General features: G+C 72.3%; 1 protein-coding gene. It reads left to right on the top strand.

Annotation, left to right across the window (positions count from 1 at the left end; genetic code table 11):
- Positions 1 to 635: hypothetical protein (locus LLG88_07290; GenBank protein ID MCE5246711.1), on the top strand; the 635-nt coding region annotated here is incomplete at its 5' end.
- Between the last annotated feature and the right edge of the window lie 1,109 nt (positions 636 to 1,744).

The raw sequence follows: 1,744 nt of genomic DNA, 5'->3' as shown, positions 1-1,744 counted from the left end.
CGAGCGGGTCGGCCTTCGCGCCCGGGAGCGTCGTCTTCAGCCGCCTCGTCGGGATCTACGACGCCGGCGCGGGCGACGAGGCGCGGGTGCTCGCGCTGGTCGAGTCCGTGCCGACCGCCGCCGGCGACTACTCGTGCCACGCCTGCAGCGTGCTCCTCGGCGGCGTGCAGTACCGCCTCGCCGGCGATCGCTGGAAGGTGGAGGCGGCGAATCTCGCGGTGACCGAAGGCGGCGAGTTCGGCGAGCTGAAGGCCGACGTGAAGGTGGCGGAGCTCGGGAAGGAGCGGTACGCGCTGGCGATCCAGGGCAGCACCGTCGGCCAAGGGTTCGAGTACTCCTACGCGACGCTCCTCGGCCTGCGCGGCGAGGCGCTGCGCGACCTCGGGACCGTGCGCTACCAGACGGGCGACGCCAGCGGGATGGGCCGCTGCAAGAACGGGACCTCCACGTCGCCGTCGAACTGGCGGATCGACGCCGCGTCGGGCGGGGAGCTCTTCGACGTCGTCGTGGACCACGGCGCGGAGGTCTGCGAGGACCTCGGGACGCGCGCCACGCGGACGGTCGCGCCGGCTTGGACCGAGCGCTGGAAGTTCGACGGCGAGTCGTACAAGTCGACGAGTCCGCGCGGCGAATAACTGCTGCGGGAAGCGACGGACTGCGCGAAGGCGCCGATGATCGTCGGCGGCGGCGGACACGGGGCGCCGCCGCCCGGCGATCCGAAATGGCGGCGCGAATCGCGCCGCGGGGGATGCGGAACGGCAGGTCGGCCGAGGAATCGGCGCGGCGAGGTACGAGGGAGAACCCCACGAGGCTCCGGTGGCAATCAGCGCGGACGGCTCCAGTGTGATGGGGCAGGTTCAGCCGGGCGCGTTCCTGTTCGACGCCCGGAAGGAACTCCAGAAGCTCGAGCGGGCGTTCCAGTGAGCCGCGCCGGAATCACGAAGGGCGCCTGAGCGGATCGTTCAGGCGCCGCGCTCGCGCGCGCCCGGCCGTTGCGCCGCGGCGAGGCGTTCAAGCGCTGAGCTCGTCCGGAGCCTGCGGGCCCGTCATCCGTTTGGACCAACGAAGATCGGTGCATCGCGGGGTGCCTCGCTGGACTGCGTGTCGGGGATCGCGCCGTGCGTGTCGGCGGCGTTCGTCGCGAGTGTGGCGACGCGCGCGCCAAGTCATCCCGCTGGCGGGATGCGCGCGCGAAGCGCGTCGTTGCGCTGCGCGTCTTTGCCTGCACCTTGAGATCGAGCGGAGCGCGGCGTCGGGGACGCTGGGCGGCGAAGGGGCGTCGCGTTCCGTCTCGCGTCGGCGGCCGCGGTGCGGCGCGCGCGCTGTCGTGCGCGACGCGGCGCGGGCCGGCGCGTCGAGACAGCGGGGGCTCTTTGACAATGTGCGTTCGTGGGGGCGTCGCGGCCGGGCGTCGCCCCCGATTGCCGGCGAGGAGGCCTGGCCAGCTGTTTTCCGTTTCGCGGCGTCGTTGCGGGGCTGCGGATTGGCGTGGGCAGGCGTGAACCTGGCCAGCTGTTTTCCGTTGCGCGGCGACATCGCGGATCGCGCAGCGGCAAACGAAGGACGCGGGGACCTGGCCAGTCGTTCTCCGCTTCGTCGGCGCGTTGCGGATTGCGCGGCTGCTCGGCGATGCAAACGACAGCCGGGGGACCTGGCCAGCTGTTTTCCGTTTCGCCGGCGCGTCGCGGATTTGCGCGGCTGTGCGCTGGTGCGAAGGACGGCAGGGACTTGGCCAGCTGTTCTC

The sequence above is a fragment of the bacterium genome, from assembly GCA_021372775.1.
Classification (GTDB): Bacteria; Acidobacteriota; Polarisedimenticolia; order J045; family J045; genus JAJFTU01.
The sequence above is the reverse complement of the archived record's forward strand: the minus strand, read 5'-3'. Positions and strand labels throughout refer to the sequence as shown.